The sequence below is a fragment of the Bacteroides sp. AF25-38AC genome (assembly GCF_003602995.1).
GTDB classification, from domain to species: Bacteria; Bacteroidota; Bacteroidia; order Bacteroidales; family Bacteroidaceae; genus Bacteroides; species Bacteroides uniformis.
Genome location: NZ_QTMD01000011.1, coordinates 147,371 through 161,935 on the forward strand (window position 1 = coordinate 147,371; position 14,565 = coordinate 161,935).

12 protein-coding genes are annotated in these 14,565 nt (G+C 40.6%); 4 read left to right on the top strand and 8 right to left on the bottom strand.

The genetic code is table 11. The features are described 5' to 3' along the window. Positions 1-3: 3 nt before the first annotated feature. Positions 4-1,083 carry a Gfo/Idh/MocA family protein gene (locus DWY55_RS09790; protein ID WP_009037388.1) on the bottom strand — a complete coding sequence of 360 codons (1,080 nt, stop codon included), beginning with the start codon at positions 1,081-1,083 and terminating at the stop codon, positions 4-6. A 423-nt stretch (positions 1,084-1,506) separates the two neighbouring features. After that, positions 1,507-3,345, bottom strand: coding sequence for an ABC transporter ATP-binding protein (locus DWY55_RS09795; RefSeq protein WP_009037389.1), 1,839 nt, complete (start codon positions 3,343-3,345; stop codon positions 1,507-1,509). A 308-nt stretch (positions 3,346-3,653) separates the two neighbouring features. On the opposite strand from DWY55_RS09795, the gene DWY55_RS09800 reads away from it, so the two are divergent. From DWY55_RS09800 to DWY55_RS09815, 4 genes are all read left to right on the top strand, one after another. Then, positions 3,654-5,234, top strand: a complete 1,581-nt coding sequence (locus DWY55_RS09800) for a tetratricopeptide repeat protein (protein WP_008662045.1) — start codon at positions 3,654-3,656, stop codon at positions 5,232-5,234. A gap of 128 nt (positions 5,235-5,362) precedes the next feature. Next, complete coding sequence (locus DWY55_RS09805) at positions 5,363-5,761, top strand: DUF3244 domain-containing protein (RefSeq protein ID WP_005825909.1); 399 nt, start codon at positions 5,363-5,365, stop codon at positions 5,759-5,761. A 44-nt stretch (positions 5,762-5,805) separates the two neighbouring features. Further along, on the top strand, positions 5,806-7,782 hold the full coding sequence (locus DWY55_RS09810; RefSeq protein ID WP_008662046.1) for an MAC/perforin domain-containing protein: 1,977 nt from the start codon (positions 5,806-5,808) through the stop codon (positions 7,780-7,782). 121 nt (positions 7,783-7,903) lie between these two features. After that, positions 7,904-8,527: a porin family protein gene (locus DWY55_RS09815; protein ID WP_008662047.1), complete on the top strand. Its 624-nt coding sequence runs from the start codon at positions 7,904-7,906 to the stop codon at positions 8,525-8,527. A 130-nt stretch (positions 8,528-8,657) separates the two neighbouring features. Here DWY55_RS09815 and DWY55_RS09820 read toward each other — a convergent pair whose 3' ends face one another. The 6 genes from DWY55_RS09820 to DWY55_RS09845 are packed head-to-tail and all read right to left on the bottom strand — an operon-like array spanning position 8,658 to position 14,449. After that, positions 8,658-9,569, bottom strand: a complete 912-nt coding sequence (locus DWY55_RS09820; RefSeq protein WP_008662048.1) for an alpha-1,2-fucosyltransferase — start codon at positions 9,567-9,569, stop codon at positions 8,658-8,660. A gap of 4 nt (positions 9,570-9,573) precedes the next feature. Then, positions 9,574-10,548, bottom strand: coding sequence for a glycosyltransferase family 2 protein (locus DWY55_RS09825; RefSeq protein ID WP_005825925.1), 975 nt, complete (start codon positions 10,546-10,548; stop codon positions 9,574-9,576). A gap of 15 nt (positions 10,549-10,563) precedes the next feature. Further along, a complete protein-coding gene (locus DWY55_RS09830; RefSeq protein ID WP_005825928.1) occupies positions 10,564-11,703 on the bottom strand; it encodes a glycosyltransferase in 1,140 nt (379 codons plus the stop codon). Between the two features lie 11 nt (positions 11,704-11,714). Further along, positions 11,715-12,590 carry a glycosyltransferase gene (locus tag DWY55_RS09835; RefSeq protein WP_005825931.1) on the bottom strand — a complete coding sequence of 292 codons (876 nt, stop codon included), beginning with the start codon at positions 12,588-12,590 and terminating at the stop codon, positions 11,715-11,717. A 12-nt stretch (positions 12,591-12,602) separates the two neighbouring features. Further along, positions 12,603-13,886, bottom strand: coding sequence for a glycosyltransferase (locus tag DWY55_RS09840; protein WP_005825933.1), 1,284 nt, complete (start codon positions 13,884-13,886; stop codon positions 12,603-12,605). Beyond that, positions 13,886-14,449, bottom strand: a complete 564-nt coding sequence (locus DWY55_RS09845) for a hypothetical protein (RefSeq protein ID WP_243633651.1) — start codon at positions 14,447-14,449, stop codon at positions 13,886-13,888. Before DWY55_RS09845 ends, DWY55_RS09840 begins: the two co-directional genes overlap by 1 nt. Between the last annotated feature and the right edge of the window lie 116 nt (positions 14,450-14,565).

Consider the following 14,565-nt stretch of genomic DNA (forward strand, 5'->3'; position numbering starts at 1 on the left):
GCATCAGACTACCGTTTTCTTCGGACGGAGCAGTCCGTAACCTTCTTTCATATGCCTCCGGCGCTCCTTGATTTCCTCCAGCGTCTGCAAGTCGCCTATGCCGGGCAGGTCGTGGCGGCGCGCATCCTCCAGGAAGGTCCATCCGTATTGGGAAGCAATGGCCGAGTCTCGCATCTGCGGCAATCTCGGATCGCGTTTCCCGCTCTCGATGGAGTCTGCCATAATGTTGCAGAGCTTGTCCAGGTTCTTTCCGCCAAACGGTTTCTCCAGGCGAAGCGTACGGTTCACGCCGTGAAGTTCCACTACGGCAGTCCGGAAATCATGCGTCATGCGCACGATACCTTTTGTACCGATAATGTCCGTATATGCATTATGAGTCTGGTTTCTGGAGAGTTGTCCGTAGACGAAGCCTTGTGTGACATCGAAGGCGATGCCGTTCTCGAACGTACCGTGGCACTGTACCCACCAAGGGTCCTTGTAGTCCCACATCCGCATGCCTTGGGCATGCCAGGTCTTGTATTCACTGTCGGCATACCAGCGGGCGATGTCTATGTAGTGCATGCCGCAGTCGTGGTAGGCGGGACCCTCATATTCGTGTCCCTCGCCCGGCGCCAATCCCGGAGTCATGTGGCAGATGCGCAAGATAGCCAGTTCACCAATCTCGCCTTCATCGATAAACTGCTTCATAGCCTGGTGATACCAGGAGTTCCGCAGATAAAGGTTGACAGCGGCAATGCGATCATACTTTTCAATCAGGTCCACAATTTCCCATTCCTTATCAATGGTATCGGCAATGGGTTTCTCCGTCAGGATATGCTTATTGCTCCGGACAGCTTTCTCTATTTGTTCTTTTCTGGAATTTGCCAATGCAAAAAGACCAACAGCTTCTACACTCTGGTCATCAAAGATTTCTTGTTCATCGGATATGATTCTGGATGAAGGGGAAAGGTTTCTTGCCAATTCTCGGGAGGCCGGATCGGTATCGCAGATATATGCGATGTCCCATCGACCGCTTTTCTGCATTTCCTCCCAATACATTTGCCCCATTCTGCCGAACCCTATCAAACCAACTTTTATTTTCATGGTAGGCGAATATTAAATATTTACAGTTATAGTATTATCGGGGTCGATTGAATTACATGATTAAGAGTACTTGGACTGATAGTCATAGTAGCTGTCGTCGTAGACGTTGGATATAATTTTTTCATGATATTTGCAATGTTTATGTATGTGTTCTTTGCAAAAATAGGATAATTAGTGATAGAATGGAAGCAAGCAGATATTAAAAAAGCGTAAAAGACAAAAGAACGCCCTTTATTCATCATCGCCTAACAGCCGTGAAACACTCTGCCGGCAGCCGTCAACACCCACCTGCATCATAGATTCTGCGTAAGAAATATAGAAGAGAAAGAAGAATTAATAGGCTGTTTGCAGGAAATTAACTTCCTATTTAGTCATAACAGCCTAGCACAAGCGGGTGGAAGCAAAGTACGCAGAATTTTATTTCTATGAGAGAGACTGCATATCATTCAGTCTCTTATAATAGCCGTTCTTCTCGAGAAGTTCCTCGTGCTTACCACGTTCCACGATTTCACCTTCATAGAGTACACAAATCTCATCCGCATTCTTGATGGTGGAAAGGCGGTGGGCGATGGCAATCGTGGTACGGGTCTTCATTAGCCGTTCCAGAGCCTCCTGCACCAGTCGTTCGCTTTCGGTATCGAGTGCTGAAGTGGCCTCATCGAGTATCAGGATAGGCGGATTCTTCAAGATGGCACGGGCAATACTGATACGCTGGCGCTGTCCGCCGGAAAGCTTGCCGCCACGGTCGCCAATGTTGGTCTGATAACCGAGTTCGGTCTCCATGATGAAGTCGTGGGCATTGGCAATCTTTGCCGCTTCGATCACCTGCTCCATAGTTGCATTTTCCACACCGAAGGCAATGTTGTTGAAGAAGGTGTCATTGAACAGGATGGCCTCCTGGTTCACGTTTCCTATCAACGCACGCAGGTCGTGGATGCGAAAATTCTTAATATTCACACCGTCAATTGTAATCTCACCTAACTGCACATCGTGATAGCGCGGCAGCAAATCCACCAATGTAGATTTGCCGGAGCCGGACTGGCCGACAAGTGCAATGGTTTGTCCTTTGGGCACCATCAGATTGACGTGCTTCAACACTTCGCGCTTGCCGTCGTAACTGAAGGAGAGGTCCTTAAATTCAATCCGGTCATTCATCCCGTGCAGCGGCAACGGGTTTACCGGTTCCTTAATGGGGTTCTCGGCTTTCAGTATTTTGTCCACACGTTCCATGGATGCCAGACCCTTTGGAATGTTGTATCCTGCCTTTGCAAAGTCTTTCAACGGATTGATGATACTGTACAGAATCACCATATAGAAGATGAACGTTGATGCTTCCATGGAAGTGCCGTCGCCCAGAATAAGCAGACCACCGAACCACAGTACCAATACAATGAGCAGCGTACCGAGGAATTCACTCATCGGATGTGCCAACGACTGACGGATGGCTACCTTGTTGGTTGCATCACGCAGCTCGTCGCTGCATTGCTTAAAACGGTCCACCATCTTGTCTTCTGCTATAAAAGCCTTGATTATACGCAGTCCGCCAAGCGTCTCTTCCAGTTGCGACATGGTATCACTCCATTTCCCTTGGGCTTCCAACGACTTACGCTTCAGTTTCTTGCCGACTTTTCCCATCAGCCAGCCCATACCCGGCAATACCAGGACAGTAAACAGAGTCAGCTGCCAGCTGGTTACAATCAGAGTGGAAAAATAAAGCAGAATCAGGATAGGATTCTTGAGCAGCATATCCAGTGAGCTGGTAATGGAGTTTTCAATTTCGCCTACGTCACCACTCATACGTGCAATGATGTCCCCTTTCCTTTCTTCAGAGAAAAAGCCGAGCGGCAAGTGCATCACTTTGGAATAAACCATCACGCGGATATCGCGTACCACTCCCGTACGAAGGGGAATCATAATGGCGGAAGAACCGAAATAGCAGGAAGTCTTCAGCATGGTCATGAAAGCAAGGAAAAGCCCCATGAACAGCAATGTCATCTGTGGCCCGTGTGTCTCAATCATCTGAGTGACGTAATAATAGAAATTGTTCACCGCCACTTCCTTCAAGCTACCGCTTCCCCACTCCATGAAGTGATACACTTGGGTGTTCTCCCCCGTCTTGAAAAGGATATTGAGAATAGGAATGAGCAGTGTGAATGAAAAGACATTGAATATAGCGGACAGCACATTGAGCACGATTGCCCAACCGATATATCTCTTGTAAGGCGACACAAAGCGCCGCATCAGTTGTAGGAATTCCTTCATTGCTTGTAGTTAAGTGAATTATGAGGTCGCAAAGATACAAGAAAACGAGGGAATGGAAAAGGGTTTCAGGTTATTTCTGCCTAAATGCCCACATTCTCTACTTTCTTTTGTGTCCTTGCATACTTCTCCAGCACCATGTACACTCATACATTGTCATCTTAATAATAGCCGGCTCATTTATTTTCCATCTTTACTCCTAACTTCCACACAATTTTCTTCAAACTTCAATATGCCCAAGCAATTATATGAGTAAATAATGAAAAAGATGTACCTTTGCACCCGACTTAACTGAGAACTTTGTTCACCACATGAGAAAAGCTATTATCACAACCCTATCTGTCCTAATCGTACTTCTGTCCATTGCTTGCAATACCCGAGTGAACTATAATAAGTACCTGATTGCAATTGACTCGCTCATCGTTCAGCAACCGGACACTGCCCTATCTATGCTCGAAGCATTCCCGACAAACAGCCTGCAGACCCAAGCTGACAGTGCTTATTATGACCTATTAATGACAGAAGCAAGAGATAAGAACTACATTATCCAAACCAATGATTCCCTGATACAATCGGCCCTGACCTACTACAACGGCACAAACGACATAGAAAAGCGGGCAAGGGCCCATTACTATTCCGGCTGCGTCTACCGGGATTCACAGAGAAGAACAGAATCTATGACTCAATACCTCATAGCAAAGCCCTTGGCTGAAAAAGCAGGAGAAAGACGTCTATTAAGTCTTATCTACCTGAATATAGGTTATCTATACTATTCACAAAACCTAAATACACAAGCCGATTCCAGCTATCAATTGGCACAACAAATAGGTATTCAGCTAAAGGACTCTGTTCTTCAAGCAGAAGTTCTGTCACGACGAGGACTCATCCGAATGGAAAAAGGAGAGGAATTCTATCCCGAAGCCGAAAAAATGATGTTGAAGGCACTCGCTATCGTCCAAAAACAGTCCAACATACAATTAAAAGAAAATGTGTTCTCCTCACTATGCCAACTATACAACTGGATGGAAAACGGAGAGAAAGCTATAGAATTCGCCAAACAGAATCTTGGCGTACAGAAAGACCGCACAACATGCTACAAAGCTTTCGAACTACTTGGAAGCGCATATTACCTAATATTGCAATATGATTCTGCCCGCTACTACCTACAAAAATCCCTTTTCACAACAGACTATGCCACCAAAGCCGGGGCTTACATGTATCTGGCAGACATAGCCAAAGAGCAAGGAGACTTAGCTACTTCCTTAGAGATGGAACGCAACTACTCTGCCTATTTGGACAGCATGCAGAAGTCCAGACAGCCCGATGCCATTGTCTGCGCAGAACAAGGGATGCCAAGCAACAAGCAAAACATAATCAGCAAACACACCCATTACTCTATCATAAGTATATCAATAATCACATTAACCCTCATTGTAGCTGTAATCATCCTATCCTATAAGAAAAGAAAGCAAAAGCCCAATAACCGAACCGAAAAAGAAATGCTGTATAAGGCAGGACTTGTTCTATTCGAACAATCTGAGGTATACAACAAGATGACTCTAATCATCCGCTCTCATAAAGAAAAGGCAGAATCAGAAATAATGCATCAAGGTGACTGGCTACAACTAATTGCAGAAACCAACAAATGTTGGAATAATATTGCCCGGGAACTACAATCAAAATATCACCTGACAGAAGACGAAATCTACTTATGTTGTCTGTACCTGACAAACCTCCCGATAAGCCACTTTTGCCATATATTGAGCTGCGAACGGGATACTATTTACAAAAAGGCAGACCGCATATTAGAAAACAAAATGGGCTTTGCACACAAAGAGATATCTCTTAAGGAAGCTTTAAAAAAGAATCTCCAATCATCTAGCCAATCATAACAATCATTAGCAAGTACAACAATTATACAATATTATACGCCATTATACACCGAAATTATACAATATTATACACTTATCCTGCCGTATTAAACCGACCTTTGCGGCATCAATAATCAAAAAAGTGTATAATGATGAAAAAACTATTGTCTATCTTAATTGCGACATTCTTTTTAAGCAATATTGTGACATACGCACAAAAAGAGAACAATCCTTTTACAGAAATTGCCCTAACCCAAGCAAAAAGAAAAGATCCGATTAGTAAAGGAGATACCCCTATATCTCGTAGTATCATTCAAACCGCCAACGCCTACTTATATAATAACACAGTATGTGTCGACTTCAACGAGGTATTACCTAACGTCACCATAACCCTCATCAATGAATCAACTAGTAAACTCATTCATTCAGAAGCATACAATGAACCCACAAACATTGACATCACTTTGGATGAAGGATACAGTAGTGGTAACTATTTGATTAAAATAGAGTCTGATGAAGTTCTTTTATATGGTTATTTCTCATTATAACAATCATACAACAAACAATACATTATTTAAAAAGATAGAGAGCCATGAAAAAGTTATTCCTATTTATGAGTTGGGTAATGCTTATATTATCCGGTTGTGCCGATGAAGATATCATCGAACGTAATTCCCCGTCATTTCCACAAAGTGTAAATACCCGATCTGCAGGAGATGGTGTATATGATATTTTAGGGTACGGCTATGATATAACTGGGCCATATTTAGATACTAAGTCCAGTCGTGCAATAGTATTTGATACTAATAAACTATTAGAAAAAGGACTGATTACCCCCTACAAACTAGAAGAATCTCGGTTCCGTTACTCTTCAGGGAAAGATGTCATTGATTTTACCACCAACATGTCATCTTCATTACAAATGAGCACCCCCGGCATCCTAAAAGTCATAGGTGGCGCCTCTTTAAATATAGCATTCGGAGGTAATTCTCATTATAATTCTGACTACTCTTTTGCATACTGTACTCAGCAATATATAGATAGCAGGTATCGAATTTCAGAAGCTGACATTAATGTTTTAAAGACATGTCTCACAAAACAGTTTATTGAAAGACTCTCTACATATACACCAGAACAAATTGTTGAAGAGTATGGAACTCATGTGTTAAAGGATATATATTTAGGAGCAAAATTCGAAGTGTATTATATGGCTAAATCAACCTCATCATCAAAAAAAGAAAGTATAAACGCTGGGTTAGGCGCTTCACTCTTTAGCCTTTTCAAGATGGATGGAAAATTCCAATATGATGAATCTTTAGCTATAACTAATAAAGAGCAGTCCTTATATTATTTCACAATAGGAGGTGACCCCGCCGTAGGAGTGCAAGGTTCTTTAAATCCAGAAAATTCACCATCAATAGATATAGGTAAATGGATGGCATCAGTAAAATCTTCCACACCGAAATTTATTGATGTCGACAATAATTCACAATCATTTATCCCCATTTATGAATTAGTTACAGACCCCACAAAAAAGCAAACTCTCAAAGCATATATAGACAACTACATAAAGAGTAAAGAAGTATGTTCTATAAGCCTATATCCATCAACTACTGGTACACGTCAAGTCAGCGGACTAGGACATATTAATCAAGGGGCAGGAGTTGCTATCGGTGATATTGATAAAAATGGAAGGCCTGATATGATATTGATGGGAATAGATAATCCTAAAGGAAAGAATAATTTTTGGTATAAAGTCTTATATGATATTGATGAAAATGGATACTATTCAAAAGAATCATCTATTCTTTCAATTTCTGCTGAGGGTTGGGAAAATTCTGGAGGTGATATCGCCCTCTGTGATTTGAATAATAATGGAATATTAGATATGGTTCTTTTATGCACAGACAAGCCCACTACAGCAGGTCGTGCCTACCGATGGTATTACGTAGCTTATGACCTCAAACCTGATGGCCACTATAACTCATTATCTTCGCTAAATACATTAGATGAACTCGGATTTTTTTACGATGGAGCAGGTATTGATATATGTGACATAAATAAAAATGGAACTCCTGATTTATTAATGATGGTCTATGATGCCCCAGAAGGAGAAAATTCATTTCGATATCAAATTGCTTTCGACCTACAATCAAATGGCAACTATTTGAGTCTATCACCCGTATATGAAGTTCCAGGATTAGGTCATGATGGAGATGGAGCAGGAGTTGCAGTTGGTGATATTGACAATAATGGTACATTGGATATCCTATTTATGGCATTAGATGCTCCCTCTGGTAAAGATAAATTCGTATATGAAATACTACCTGATATAGATAAGTATGGTAACTCTTATGCAAAACCTATATATACCCCTCGTTTCCCTGACTCTTTATCACCGTGTGACACTGGACAAGGAGCAGCATGTTGTCTTTATGATTTAGACAATAATGGTTTCTTAGATGCCATTTTTGTTGCTATTGAAAATATTAAAGGGAAAAGTAACTCATGGAAATATGTAACAGGACATAATTTGAATAAACAAGGTGTACCAATGTGTTGGAGATAACTTAATACCCAATTATTGTATATGAGTTTATATTACCCACTCTCTGCATGTAATTTATTCAAAAGCATTGAAGTATGTCAGGTCTATATATTATGTTTATATCAATATAAATTAAAACAACATGAAAAAGATTTTAGTTTTATTCGCATTACTGATGACCGGCGTTATGGGCATCCACGCGCAAGAAGGACTCAAATGGGGAGCGATGGCAGGTATGAATTCCAGCAAGTTCTCCACCAATGGTTTTGACAGCAAGGTAGGTTTCCATGTCGGCATCAAGGCCGAGAAAGACTTGCCCCAGATAGCCCAAGGTGTTTATCTCGACATGGCTGCACTGCTGTCCTTAAAAGGTACACAAATAAATGGGAATGATGCATCTCTGAAATTCAATCCCTACTATTTAGAAATACCTATACACATGGGCTACAAATATGCCATCAATGACAATTTTGCCATCTTTGGCAATTTCGGTCCTTACTTTGCAGTCGGTCTCTTCGGTAAAATGAAGGCAACGGGATATTTGATTGATGAAGTGGAAGGATTGACAAGCATTCATGATTCTGCCAAAGTATTCGGAAGCAATGCCATGAAACGTTTCGACTTTGGTCTCGGACTCAAAGCAGGAGTCGAATTCTTTCAAAAATATCAAGTCTCTATCGGATATGACTGGGGATTACTGGACAATATAGAAGATAGCGGAAACAAAAACCGCAACTTGATGCTCTCCGTGGGGTATTTCTTCTAAGATTTAATAGTGTGGAAAAGGGCACGAAAACCCTCTCCACACTTTTTATTGCCGATATACAAGAAACAAACTGTTCAACATAGAAATAAAATCACTACTTACGAAAACAGAGACAACCACTGAGCCGAATCTATAAAAATATGGCATTTTGAAGTAATTCTTTCCATGGATATTCCACTTCATCATTACAAAGCACCACCATTTTCTCTGAATTATCTCCTAAAAGAGCACCATATTTACCTAAAGTGCCTTTACTGGTAATCTGATGCTTGCAACGAGCTATCAGAAACAAGTCCATATACCCCTTATCAGAACCGTTTATATCAACAATCTTACAATTACCTTCCGTAAGATAAAGTTGCGGAATAAGTTCATCCCTCACCCAATCCGGCTCATCTGAAAAGAAATAGAAGAAAGAAGACATATCCCTATCCTGCATATAAGTCACTGCCGACTTGAAATACTCCAATGAAGCAGGTTTGCCGTAAGCCGGAATTTCTACTTTCAAGTCCCCACGCCTTACGTGAACAGCTACGGAACAAGGACGTGAATCAATCTCTGAATACAGCAATTTATTCTGTGCATCCAGCACCTCGGGCATTACTCTAAAAAGCGACCGGAATACCGGAAGCCAAATATCAGCCGGAACATGATAATAACCACCTAAATAGACCGGAGGCTTCTTTTGTAGAAAAGAGAAGTCATCCTGCCTACCATAAGTATTATTACCCAAATTAAAATATTTCTTCTTATAGACAGACAAAGCCAGTTTAGAAGCGGACTTCACTTTTAAGTAAGGAAAAGCCTTCAACAAATCGAAGTTACGTACAAACTGGTAATCCATATCTGTTCCCCACTCTTCATAGAAAGACAAATCATAGAGCACTTTATGTCCTCCATTTTCAAAAATTCTACCCAGCAGATATTGGTGCATCTGAGAACAAACTCCGCCATCCATAAGTACTATCACTTGAGGGGCTATCAGTCTATGTTTTACAGCCTTTCTATACAGGCTTTTCTTCCACCTTTCTATGATTTTCATTTCTCTATAATTTATTTTTCCAATTATAATAATACAGTCTCCAATATCCCAACAACGATGATAACCTATAAGTAGTAACTATCTTCTTCTCACGGCGTGACAGTAATTTCCAAAATTCCGGATAATCCCCAAGCCCTATCATCAACCGATTCATTTCTTTATTAACATCCTTTACCTTTTTCCAATGGAGCCGCGCTTGAGTATTCTTTATATGGAACAAAGCTAATTCTCTTGCAAATTCCTCATGCAATCCGTTCCGTTCTATATAGTCATCAAACCAGCGCACATAAACATTGAAATCAAGATATGCTCTCTCTCCCAAATCGTGAGATACCGAAGAGGAATAAACATAATAATCAAGAATCGGAGTATTTATAGAAACAACTTTTCCCGAACGAACTAAAATCTGCGTAGACAAAGCAACATCTTCTCCAAACGAGATGCCGAGCCTTTCAATCCCCTCATCATATAAAGAACGTAAATGAAACTTGGTCCACATAGCCCAATATGCCCTTGAACAGAGGATACATTTTAAATATTCAATCCCGGACATTTGTTCAAACTCCATGCTGTCCGATTCCTTTCTTCCGCCATCTTCACAAAAAAAGAAAGGAGCAACAACAACATCGGCTTGAGTCTCCTCAGCACGGTTCACCAAACATCCTATCGCATTGCTCATCAAAACATCATCACAATCCAAATACTGTATATATTTCCCCCGTGCCCGATTCACACCTATTCTTCTCGCTTCGGATATTCCTCCATTCTGTTTGCTTATAACAATAATACGACAATCCAACTTTACATAATTTTCTATAATGACCGGAGTATTATCCATACTTCCATCATTGACCACGATGATCTCTATATTCTTGTAGGATTGGGACATAGCACTTTGAAGGCATCTCTCTAAATATTTCTCACCATTATAGACACAAATTATAATAGAGACTAAGGGAGAAAGGGTATCGTTCATCATATTTACAATTACATTCTACAAGCCCAACAAAGTACAGAAACTTGATGCAAAGTTATCAATACCATACTTTTCCTCTATTGCAATGGAATCGATGTTTTTGGAGAGCATTTTTCTAACGTTTTCATCCCGCAATATTTCTATCTTTTCTGCTAATTCCGCAATATTTCCTTTCTGGTAAAGGAGCCCATTCACTCCATCCTCAATGCGTTCCGGATTTGCCCCCACATCAGAAAGGATTAATGGCAACCCGCATTTCTGAGCTTCTACAGCAACCCTACCAAAAGTTTCAAAAGTGGAACAAACCAACACAACGTCAGCCAAAGCATAATAAGAAACCACCTGTTGCGTGTAAGAGACAATTTTTACATTGTTATCCAGACCATTATCTTGAATATATTTTTGGCATTTGGGCATAAAGCCAACATCCGGGCCAACCAGATAACAAAGAATATCCTTCCCTTCAGCCACTATTCTCTTTACCGCCTGCAAAAGTTCCATCTGTCCCTTATTAGAGTCAAAAGCGCCGACCAACAAGATAGTATACCGCGTATGTCTATCACATTTCACATCCACTCCAACCGTCATCGGCAATTCTACAGCTTGGGTGATGCTGCTTATTTTTGCGCTTGTCATCACCTTTTGATAATGAAACTCTGCATATCTGGAAGTTACCAATATCTTATTTGATAATTTATCAATCGCTCTAAAGATAAAACGAAATTCAAAAACAGGATTAAGATTCAGCCAAGTCACATCAGGTATCTCATGGATAAACCAACAGTGCTTTATCCCTAACATCTTACATGATATTGCCAAATGAGGAAAAACCACAGTATTTGTCATTCCATAGTCCGGCTTTATCCTTCTCAAGTAACGGGTTAATTTAATGGAATACTTCGATAGTTTACGAATATAAGAAAGCTTCTCTCTCGTGCCGATATCCATGTCCTTACCTACAAGCCACCATTCCATTTGTAAGAACCTATAGCCATCAATATAAGGGGAGCAGGCATCAAGCAAATCTCCCGGACCAGGAAGAACCATATAGAGTTGCCAATCAGGGTGAATATGCTTAAGCCCCCGCAATAGATCCAATAAACATCTTTGTGCTCCTCCGGCACAATCACTAACATGTGATAAAAAAACCAATTTCATAGCAACCACAATTAGCTTACAAGATATTTGTACACATATTTAATACAGTGCTGTAAATGTTTCCATGAATAAGGGTAAGCTAAAAAGTCCTTCAGCACCACCTTCGCCTCAGGATATCCCGCTTTCAATAACTTACGCAAAAAGACACTGAAGGTATATTCTTCCTGCTTCCTCATTTCTTTTTCTCCCAATTCAAATCCCTCTATTTTCATTGGAAGCATCTTATTCCACTTCAATTTGTGCATTTTAATCGTATCTTGATACCAACTTTGATTAAAATTCCCTTGTGAAGAATGCTCTATCAAGACCTCAGAAGAACAACATACATAATTTTTATAACAACGATCCGCAGCTATTTGCAATGTAAAATCCAAGTCATAACAATGGAAACCCGTCAACAATTCCTCATCAAAAGGATATTTAGCCCATACATCCTTACGCACAAACATGGCAAAGCCATCCAATACCAGCACTTCCTTAAAAGGATGCTCCATAGTAACCGATGCTACACGAAATTGGGTTTCAGTTCCAACGCTCTGATAATAGAATATAACATCCCACTTATACACATCTCCCCATCCCGAATAGCATTTCAATTTCACCTTACTACCGGCAAAACCTATCACCCCACAATCCGGTTCCTTAAGTTTCTTCTCAATGCACTTTCCCCAGCCTACCGAATGAAACTTTACATCCTCATGGACAAAAAACAGAAAGGGATAATGTGCCCGAGAAGCTCCCTCATTATACGCACGCGCTATCGGCCATTGTTTTTCACGATTATCAATAGCAATGATTTCATAATCAACACCAATAGTATCATGAATATTCCGGGTTACTTGCTCCAAACGTTCGGGAGATACCGAACAAATTATGATTGAAAGCATAATCTGATGCTATTAGTTTGTATTATTTTGCAATATCTCATCATAAACAGCCAGTCTTCTCTCCAACATTTCCTGAGGATTATAAAGTTCACGCAAACGCTTCAATGCTTGCGTCGCCAGCCTGACTTGCAATTTTTTATCCGCTTCCAAACGAATGACTGCTGCTGCAAAATCAGTTGCGCTATCAGCAATCAAACACTCTTCATTGTGACGTAGGTCAATTCCCTCAACTCCTTTTGTCGTAGTTACAAAAGAAGCCATAGAGGAAACCGCATCCAATATTTTCATCCTCATACCACTACCAATACGAATTGGCACCAGAACGATACTCCCATTCAAGTATTCCCGCAAATCCTCCACATAACCCACTAACTCCATTTCCGGACATACTGCCTGAAGACTTTTCACGTAACGGCTCTTCCATGTCCCAATCACTTGAAAAACAAATTTAAAACCCTGAACACGCAAACAAGGGGCTACTTCATGACAAAACCAATCTACTGCATCCTGGTTCGGGTAATGATTTTCACTTCCAACAAATGTCAGACGAACAGAGGCCGGCTTCACAATTCTGTCATAAGCAGACTCTATCTGTACCACTGCCGGAGAAACATAAATTTTGCATTCTTGTCCAACCAAGTCTGCCAACAATAAACGGTCAATATCCGTCAATGCAATTACATGCTTATATTGACGTAAAGCGGCTTTCTCCATATCCTTAGCAATGCCATAGAGCATCTTGTCTTCATCTGTTACATGAGTAAGGCATTCCATTTCATTTTCATTACGTATATACCTCAGTTCATGATGCACAAACACTGTTTGTACATCTTTTGGCAATAGATACCCCAATGTTATCAATGGATAGAACTCAACCTGAATAATATCAAATCCACGACGTGAGATGTCAGACACATACTCTACGTATGCCTTGGGAAAAGGTTTAAAACAAGAATTCTTCAACGTCATATTCTTATACGGACGCTCTTGCTGAAAAGAATACAGTTGCCGTTGCATCTTGCGGGAAATGGATTCAGACATCTTTTTTAACCAACGGTAATATCGGGGGCAACGAGTCTTAGGTTCTGCATCTTCTTCCCTAAAAAGATAGAAATCAACATTTGTCCATAAAGCCCTTAAACTTTCGACATCATTCATCTCCTTATTTTCCGGAGAAAGCAACAAAGACACAGACATTTTGTGCCGGATATATTCCACCATATTGAAAAAGGCCTGATTACCTCCAGCAGTCAACGGATAAGGCACACAAGGAAGTATAAAAAGAATTTTCTTCATTATCTCTTTCGATTTCTAAGTTTCAACTTACACATGCGGAATGCCACACTTAATGATACAGAAGGGCAAATATACCATAAACTACGACAAATGCCCATAAGATCATGTAATTTATAACGATCTTGCAAACTATAATGCAATATCGTATGGGCATATTTCTTTATCGCATGCTGTAGTTTTCTATCTTGAAGTCTGTCCGAGTAAAAAACTGAAACCCATTTTATAAATTGCCTTGTAGCTACTATCTTCTCTTCATCATAATTGAAGGAACAACTTATATTCTCGCCCATCACATTTCGCCAACAAACCGGCTTACCCGGCAAAGGAATCATTCCACCTGCATTTTCACCTATGCTTGTCCACGTTGCATCGTCTGAACACCACGCCAATGGAAACTTCACAAAACCGCCTATCCGTTCATATATATCACGAGTAAAAACATATTCACAAGCAGCCGAATAAATTCTTCCTTCCAATTTATCCAACAAAAACTGATAGCCCGAAACCGGATATTCCTGCAATGAAGGATTTTTATGTATTATCTTGCCATTTTCATCTATCACAGCAAGGGGAAAACGGAACATCCCATGCCTCGTACCATAGCATTCTAATGCTTTTATAATAGGGACTGTCGTAAAAAGAATAAAACTTTATAACGAATTGATTGCCAATGCAATAT

Excerpts from the sequence above, each read along its gene's own strand:
- DWY55_RS09810 (WP_008662046.1), top strand. The coding sequence starts at position 5,806 with ATGAAAAAGTTATTCCTATTTATGAGTTGGGTAATGCTTATATTATCC.
- DWY55_RS09805 (WP_005825909.1), top strand. The coding sequence starts at position 5,363 with ATGATGAAAAAACTATTGTCTATCTTAATTGCGACATTCTTTTTAAGC.
- DWY55_RS09820 (WP_008662048.1), bottom strand. The coding sequence starts at position 9,569 with ATGAAAATCATAGAAAGGTGGAAGAAAAGCCTGTATAGAAAGGCTGTA.
- DWY55_RS09840 (WP_005825933.1), bottom strand. The coding sequence starts at position 13,886 with ATGAAGAAAATTCTTTTTATACTTCCTTGTGTGCCTTATCCGTTGACT.
- DWY55_RS09830 (WP_005825928.1), bottom strand. The coding sequence starts at position 11,703 with ATGAAATTGGTTTTTTTATCACATGTTAGTGATTGTGCCGGAGGAGCA.
- DWY55_RS09835 (WP_005825931.1), bottom strand. The coding sequence starts at position 12,590 with ATGCTTTCAATCATAATTTGTTCGGTATCTCCCGAACGTTTGGAGCAA.
- DWY55_RS09790 (WP_009037388.1), bottom strand. The coding sequence starts at position 1,083 with ATGAAAATAAAAGTTGGTTTGATAGGGTTCGGCAGAATGGGGCAAATG.
- DWY55_RS09795 (WP_009037389.1), bottom strand. The coding sequence starts at position 3,345 with ATGAAGGAATTCCTACAACTGATGCGGCGCTTTGTGTCGCCTTACAAG.
- DWY55_RS09800 (WP_008662045.1), top strand. The coding sequence starts at position 3,654 with ATGAGAAAAGCTATTATCACAACCCTATCTGTCCTAATCGTACTTCTG.
- DWY55_RS09825 (WP_005825925.1), bottom strand. The coding sequence starts at position 10,548 with ATGATGAACGATACCCTTTCTCCCTTAGTCTCTATTATAATTTGTGTC.
- DWY55_RS09815 (WP_008662047.1), top strand. The coding sequence starts at position 7,904 with ATGAAAAAGATTTTAGTTTTATTCGCATTACTGATGACCGGCGTTATG.